Source organism: Yoonia sp., assembly GCF_017854415.1.
Lineage (GTDB): Bacteria > Pseudomonadota > Alphaproteobacteria > Rhodobacterales > Rhodobacteraceae > Yoonia.
Map to the genome: position 1 here is coordinate 1 of NZ_JAFMHR010000159.1, position 6,015 is coordinate 6,015.

Genomic DNA, 6,015 nt, shown 5'->3' on the forward strand with positions numbered 1-6,015 from the left:
CGAGTGCGATCAAATTCGAAGACCCGCGGCTGGCAATGATGATGGCCGCCCCTACCCGAACGAAAGACGCCCGCGATGAATTGCGCACGTTCTTCTATGCTAAACCCGAAGTGGGCGATGTGCTGCTATGGGAAAGCTGGCTGCGGCACGAGGTGCCAATGAACATGAGCGAAGAAGAACGGATATCGGTGAGTTTTAATTATTCTTGGGGGTGAATACTTCCTACTAGACAGTTTGAAAAGCGCGATGGAACCAAGTTGCGGTAGAGTAGGTAGAGAGTTTGCAATTCGAATTTACTGAGCCTCAAACTGAGATCGAGAAGCTTTTTGGCGGTCATTTTTCAATCAACGCCTTTGGCCCAATTAAGTTGGGAGATGTTGAGAAATTTCAAGCTTTTATTGGAAAACACGCACCTCCGATGCGAACGCCTGTCTACATAAATTCTGGTGGTGGGCATGTGGAAACAGCTATTGGTCTTGGTCGGATAATTAGAGATCATTGGTATTCCACGCACGTTGGAATGAATGTCATTGACGTTAAGCACAACAGTAGCCCACTAATTCGCCGCAAGCGCACCTCAGGAAAGTGCATCAGTGCCGCGACGCTCATGTTTCTAGGTGGACGTTTACGATACATCCGCAAAGAAGACAGATTTGGGGTTCATCAATTTTCTTTCAAAGACCCGATTCCAAATAAGGTACAGTTATCTCAACAACTCTCGGCCAAAATCTCTCGCTATGTTTTTGATATGGGTATCGACACCGAATTTCTCGAATTGAGTTCCTCTACGCCAAACGACAACGTAGACTTCATTGAACATGAAAAGTTAACCAAGATTGGCGTTGTTACCGGTGGCGAAACTGATGCCAAATGGTCAATCCATCCCGGCAAGAACTCCATGTATGTCAGAGGAGAGCGCGACTCACTATATGGGCATCACAAGGTAATGCTTAGCTATGTCAAAGGTGGTGGTTTCTTTTTCCACGCTGTTATCGAGGCTCAAGGAAGATATGAAGAGCTCACAAACTTTGGTCTGGTCGAATTGGTTGTAGACGGTGAACGTTTGCGCATTGATATTTCAGACAGATGTGACCGCTTTACGGTAGGTCTCTATGTGAACGTCATAGCAATGTTGACGAACAAAGAAGCGAAAGTTTTGGCTTACTCTGAAAGCTTCGGCGTGCAAATTCGTTTCTCCCTTGAGGCACCAATGTTCCTAGGAATCTCAGCGATACCTACACGTGGGGGAACCGACGAACTAATCTCGTTCTACGAGTGCCTAGTTGGACCGTCCGAATAAAAAAAGGCCCCTGCTGAGTTATCAGCAGGGGCTTCTTTATCTCTACCATGTGCGGCCCGCGAGTTTGCTACGCAAATTCGCTACACCGCACGTGGTGAATTTCGCTATGCAAAAATCACCAGTCTTCGCGCACCACGGTACGTGTTTTGATCGGCAGCTTCATCGCTGCAAGGCGCAAGGCCTCACGTGCGACGACTTCTGTTACGCCATCGATTTCGAACATCACGCGGCCTGGTTTGACCTTGCATGCCCAAAAATCAATCGAGCCTTTACCCTTACCCATACGAACTTCGACGGGCTTGGATGTGACTGGGGTGTCCGGGAAAATCCGGATCCAGACACGGCCTTGACGCTTCATGTGACGCGTCATGGCACGACGTGCAGCTTCGATCTGACGTGCAGTAATCCGCTCAGGCTCGATCGCTTTCAAGCCGTATGTGCCAAAGTTCAGGTCAGACCCGCCTTTAGCTTCGCCGCGGATACGGCCTTTGTGCAGTTTGCGGTGTTTTGTACGCTTTGGTTGCAGCATATCATCTACTCCTTAGCGACGTGGGCCGCGAGGGACAGCGCCCTCTTGCAGCTCAGCATGTTTGCGGTCGTGCGCTGATGGGTCGTGCTCCATGATCTCACCTTTGTAGATGAAGACCTTGATGCCGATGATCCCATAAGGCGTCTTCGCCTCATACAGTGCATAGTCGATGTCGGCGCGCAGGGTGTGCAGCGGCACACGACCTTCGCGGTACCATTCTGTCCGTGCAATTTCAGCACCGCCCAGACGACCCGCAAGGTTGACCCGGATACCCAGGGCGCCCATGCGCATTGCGTTCTGAACCGAGCGCTTCATAGCGCGACGGAAAGAAACACGACGCTCAAGCTGCTGACCAATACCTTCGGCAACCAAGGCTGCGTCAAGTTCTGGCTTGCGGACTTCAACGATGTTCAAGTGCAGTTCGCTCGCTGTCAGCGCGGCAAGTTTGCTGCGCAGACCTTCGATGTCTGCACCTTTCTTGCCGATGATGACACCAGGACGGGCTGCATGGATCGTAACGCGGCACTTTTTGTGCGGACGCTCGATGATCACGCGGCTAACACCAGATTGAACGCATTCTTTCTTGATGAATGCCTTCATCTTGAGGTCTTCCAACAACAGATCGCCGTAGTCTTTGGTATTTGCATACCAGCGGCTATCCCAGGTGCGGTTGACCTGAAGACGCATACCGATCGGGTTTACTTTGTTACCCATTATGATTGCTCCTCAACTTGACGCACCAGAATCGTGATTTCAGCGAACGGCTTGATGATCTTGCCGAAACGACCACGTGCCCGTGGGCGACCGCGTTTCATGATCAAGTTCTTGCCAACATATGCCTCGGCTACGACCAATTCGTCGACGTCAAGGTTATGGTTGTTCTCTGCGTTTGCGATCGCCGACTGAAGACACTTCTTCACGTCGTCCGAAATCCGCTTTTTCGAGAAAGTCAGGTCAGTCAGAGCCTGCTCAACTTTCTTGCCACGGATCAGGCCAGCAACGAGGTTCAGCTTTTGCGGAGACGTACGGAGCATGCGCAGTTTTGCCATTGCTTCGTTATCGGCCACGCGGCGGGGATTCTTATCCTTGCTCATGGCTTATTTCCGCTTCGCTTTTTTGTCAGCTGCGTGACCGTAATAGGTCCGTGTTGGTGAATACTCACCAAACTTCTGACCAATCATGTCTTCAGAGACGTTAACAGGGATGTGCTTTTTGCCGTTGTACACACCAAAAGTGAGACCAACGAACTGAGGCAGGATTGTTGAACGACGTGACCAGATCTTGATCACTTCGTTGCGGCCGCTTTCGCGTGATGCTTCTGCCTTTTTCAAGACGTATGCATCCACAAAGGGACCTTTCCATACGGAACGAGCCATTCTTAGCGACCCTTCTTCTTGGCATGACGCGAACGCACGATAAGGCGCTGCGATGCTTTGTTTTTGTTACGGGTACGCTTGCCCTTGGTGTCTTTACCCCAAGGCGTCACAGGCGTCCGACCACCAGATGTCCGGCCTTCACCACCACCGTGCGGGTGGTCGATCGGGTTCATAGCAACACCACGTACAGAAGGACGGATGCCCTTGTGACGCATGCGGCCAGCTTTACCGAAGTTCTGGTTAGAGTGGTCAGAGTTCGACACAGCACCGACAGTGGCCATGCATTCCTGACGGATCAGGCGCAATTCACCGGACGACAGGCGAACCTGCGCGTAGCCACCGTCACGACCAACAAACTGGGCGTAAGTACCGGCTGCACGGGCGATCTGGCCGCCTTTGCCTGGCTTCATTTCGATGTTGTGAATGATCGTACCGATTGGCATGCCGCTGAAAGGCATTGCGTTGCCGGGCTTAATGTCAGCCTTGGCAGATGCGATCACCTTGTCACCGATAGCAAGACGCTGTGGTGCAAGGATGTAATTCTGTGTGCCGTCTTCGTACTGAATCAGTGCGATAAACGCAGTCCGGTTCGGGTCATATTCGATCCGTGCGACAACAGCTGGCATATCCAACTTGTTACGCTTGAAATCGACGATACGGTAAAGGCGCTTAGCACCCCCACCAATGCGACGCATAGTGATCCGTCCGGTGTTGTTCCGGCCGCCCGATTTCGTCAGACCCTGTGTAAGGGATTTGACGGGACGTCCTTTCCAAAGCTCCGAACGGTCAATCAGCACCAACCCACGTTGGCCTGGCGTCGTCGGCTTATACGACTTTAATGCCATGTTTGCTTCTTCCGTTTGCTTGGCGGGCCTCTTGTGGAGACCCTGAAGTTATAGGCCCCCGTAGGTGCCCGACGTAATAAAAGCGCAGCCCCGGACGAATCCGAGGCTGTGCGATTGCGCGGATGTAGCAGGGAGGGGGTTAGGGGGCAAGTGGTTTGGCGGTTATTTAGTCAAAACCAGCGCTGCAGAGCATCCTTGCCCGGAAACATGCCGCCGCCATTGGGTTGGCGCCATGCGCTAGACGCCTTTTGGCAGCGCCACCCCTGAACGCGCCGCATAGACCTTTGCCACCGCCGCGTCGTCTTCAGCCCCTAGCCCCATCGCCGCGGCCTCCACAAACTGCGCCAACGCGGCTTGCGTCACGGGCGCGTCAAACCCCGCCCCGCGCGCGATATCCAGTACGATCCCAAGATCCTTTGGCCAGATATTAACAGAGCTATGCGGGGTATAATCCCCCACCACAATATGCGGCGCGCGGTTTTCCAGCATCCAGCTGGTGCCCGCACATTCGGGGATCACTTCGACAAACTTTTCCGCACTCACCCCTTGCGACAAGCCAAAGGTCATCGCCTCGGCCATCGCGGCGATATGCACACCTGCGAGCAGTTGGTTCACAGCCTTCATCGCCGATCCAGCGCCCGCCGCATCGCCCAAGGTGAACACCTTTTCGGCGGTTGCATCCAATACGGCGGCTGCGGCGGCAAAGGCTTGCGCGGTGCCAGATGCCATGATCGACAACCGTCCCGCAGCGGCCTTTAACGACCCGCCCGAAATGGGCGCGTCCAAATAATGCACACCGTAATCAGCACAGCGCGCAGCCATGTCGCGGGCAAATGCAGGCGGGACAGTGGCACAAGCCAACACAACACTGCCGTGCTTCATCGCGGGAACAACGCCAGTATCGCCAAACAGGACGGTTTCTGTTTGGGCGGCGTTCAGGACAACAACGACAACGGCGTCGATTTCATTGGCAATCGTATCAAGATCGCCAGCAGCACCGCCTTGGGCCTGAAAACGCGCAACTTGGGACGGGTTAATGTCAAACCCATGGGTCCGATGCCCCGCCGCCAGAATAGAGGCGGCCATACCGTACCCCATCGACCCAAGTCCGATCACCGCGATCTGTTGGTTGTTGGTCATGCTAAAGTCTCCTTGGGTTAACGTTCGAGCGCACCTTTGCCTACGATAATCTTGTCGCGGAACTTTGCGATCCGCGCAATCCGCGTCGCGGAATGTTTGGCAGTGTTGAGGTTGAAAGCATAGCTCTTCTGACGGTCAGGTGTCAGGGCGTAAAACGCCTCTGCCAACTGTGGGTCAGCATCCAGCGCGTCAGTCAATTCTTCTGGGATCGCAACGTCGCGCACGACCTTCGGGGCCGTAAGGCCAGCGTCGGCATAACCCATCGCCTCTTGCAGGTAGGAGCGAATGGTTCTGGCCTGCCTCGCAACTCTATTTTCAGCATCAAAGCGCATCACACCAGCGGCTTGTGTATTGGGGCCTTGTTTTTCCAGCACACCATCGGGGTCTGTCATTAAGGATGCATTGAAGAACGTCAGGCGGAAAGTATCACGAAAGGCACCAATAATCGAAATATTGCGGCCGGCATGCAGATAGCAGGGATGACCACATTTAACCGTCTCGGCCAACCCGACATCCAAACAGATCGCGCGCACTTGATGCAGGCCACTGGACCAAAGAGCGGTGGAACAATCAGGGGTATCAAAGCGCGTGCAACGCCCACATCCTTTGGCGAAATAGTCGTCAATTTCCGTGATCATGCCCATTGCAACCTCCTGCTGCAATTATGCATGCATTGGGCGTTTGGTCATGGCAACAAAAAAGGCCCCCGGTTTGCACCGAGGGCCTTTTTCAAACCGATCGCGACTGATCAGAGACCAGTAGATATATCAATCGTGTTACCTTCTTCGAGGGTAACATAAGCTTTTTTCACGTCCTTACGGGTAC

8 protein-coding genes and 2 pseudogenes are annotated in these 6,015 nt (G+C 53.5%); 2 read left to right on the plus strand and 8 right to left on the minus strand.

Annotated elements, in window-relative coordinates; genetic code table 11:
• Together QZ197_RS14200 and QZ197_RS14205 are read left to right on the plus strand one after the other, a co-directional pair.
• Positions 1 to 215: TIGR02466 family protein (locus tag QZ197_RS14200; RefSeq protein ID WP_296432788.1), on the plus strand; the 215-nt coding region annotated here is incomplete at its 5' end.
• A gap of 65 nt (positions 216 to 280) precedes the next feature.
• Entirely contained in the window at positions 281 to 1,300 is a 1,020-nt protein-coding gene (locus QZ197_RS14205; RefSeq protein WP_296432789.1) for a hypothetical protein, read from the plus strand.
• Positions 1,301 to 1,415: 115 nt separating this feature from the next.
• Here the strand turns inward: QZ197_RS14205 and rplP are convergent, their stop codons facing one another.
• From rplP to QZ197_RS14245, 8 genes and pseudogenes are all read right to left on the minus strand, one after another.
• The gene (rplP, locus tag QZ197_RS14210) at positions 1,416 to 1,829 is read right to left on the minus strand and encodes a 50S ribosomal protein L16 (RefSeq protein WP_296432791.1); all 414 of its coding nucleotides are present in this window, start codon (positions 1,827 to 1,829) and stop codon (positions 1,416 to 1,418) included.
• A 12-nt stretch (positions 1,830 to 1,841) separates the two neighbouring features.
• Complete coding sequence (gene rpsC, locus QZ197_RS14215; RefSeq protein ID WP_296432792.1) at positions 1,842 to 2,543, minus strand: 30S ribosomal protein S3; 702 nt, start codon at positions 2,541 to 2,543, stop codon at positions 1,842 to 1,844.
• Positions 2,543 to 2,923 carry a 50S ribosomal protein L22 gene (gene rplV / locus QZ197_RS14220; RefSeq protein ID WP_296432794.1) on the minus strand — a complete coding sequence of 127 codons (381 nt, stop codon included), beginning with the start codon at positions 2,921 to 2,923 and terminating at the stop codon, positions 2,543 to 2,545. Before rplV ends, rpsC begins: the two co-directional genes overlap by 1 nt.
• Positions 2,924 to 2,926: 3 nt before the next feature.
• Positions 2,927 to 3,205 (minus strand): 30S ribosomal protein S19, encoded by a 279-nt coding sequence (gene rpsS / locus QZ197_RS14225; protein WP_008236480.1) that lies wholly within the window; start codon positions 3,203 to 3,205, stop codon positions 2,927 to 2,929.
• 2 nt (positions 3,206 to 3,207) lie between these two features.
• Positions 3,208 to 4,050 (minus strand): 50S ribosomal protein L2, encoded by an 843-nt coding sequence (rplB, locus tag QZ197_RS14230; RefSeq protein ID WP_296432795.1) that lies wholly within the window; start codon positions 4,048 to 4,050, stop codon positions 3,208 to 3,210.
• Positions 4,051 to 4,287: 237 nt separating this feature from the next.
• Positions 4,288 to 5,196, minus strand: a pseudogene (ltnD, locus tag QZ197_RS14235) (L-threonate dehydrogenase); the annotation flags it as partial.
• A gap of 11 nt (positions 5,197 to 5,207) precedes the next feature.
• Positions 5,208 to 5,834, minus strand: coding sequence for a YdeI/OmpD-associated family protein (locus QZ197_RS14240; protein ID WP_296432797.1), 627 nt, complete (start codon positions 5,832 to 5,834; stop codon positions 5,208 to 5,210).
• 104 nt (positions 5,835 to 5,938) lie between these two features.
• A pseudogene (locus QZ197_RS14245) lies at positions 5,939 to 6,015 on the minus strand (50S ribosomal protein L23); the annotation flags it as partial.

What these genes read in the sequence shown, in the direction of transcription:
- QZ197_RS14240 (WP_296432797.1), bottom strand. Translation starts at nt 5,834, where the DNA reads ATGGGCATGATCACGGAAATTGACGACTATTTCGCCAAAGGATGTGGG.
- rpsC (WP_296432792.1), bottom strand. Translation starts at nt 2,543, where the DNA reads ATGGGTAACAAAGTAAACCCGATCGGTATGCGTCTTCAGGTCAACCGC.
- rplP (WP_296432791.1), bottom strand. Translation starts at nt 1,829, where the DNA reads ATGCTGCAACCAAAGCGTACAAAACACCGCAAACTGCACAAAGGCCGT.
- rplB (WP_296432795.1), bottom strand. Translation starts at nt 4,050, where the DNA reads ATGGCATTAAAGTCGTATAAGCCGACGACGCCAGGCCAACGTGGGTTG.
- rplV (WP_296432794.1), bottom strand. Translation starts at nt 2,923, where the DNA reads ATGAGCAAGGATAAGAATCCCCGCCGCGTGGCCGATAACGAAGCAATG.
- rpsS (WP_008236480.1), bottom strand. Translation starts at nt 3,205, where the DNA reads ATGGCTCGTTCCGTATGGAAAGGTCCCTTTGTGGATGCATACGTCTTG.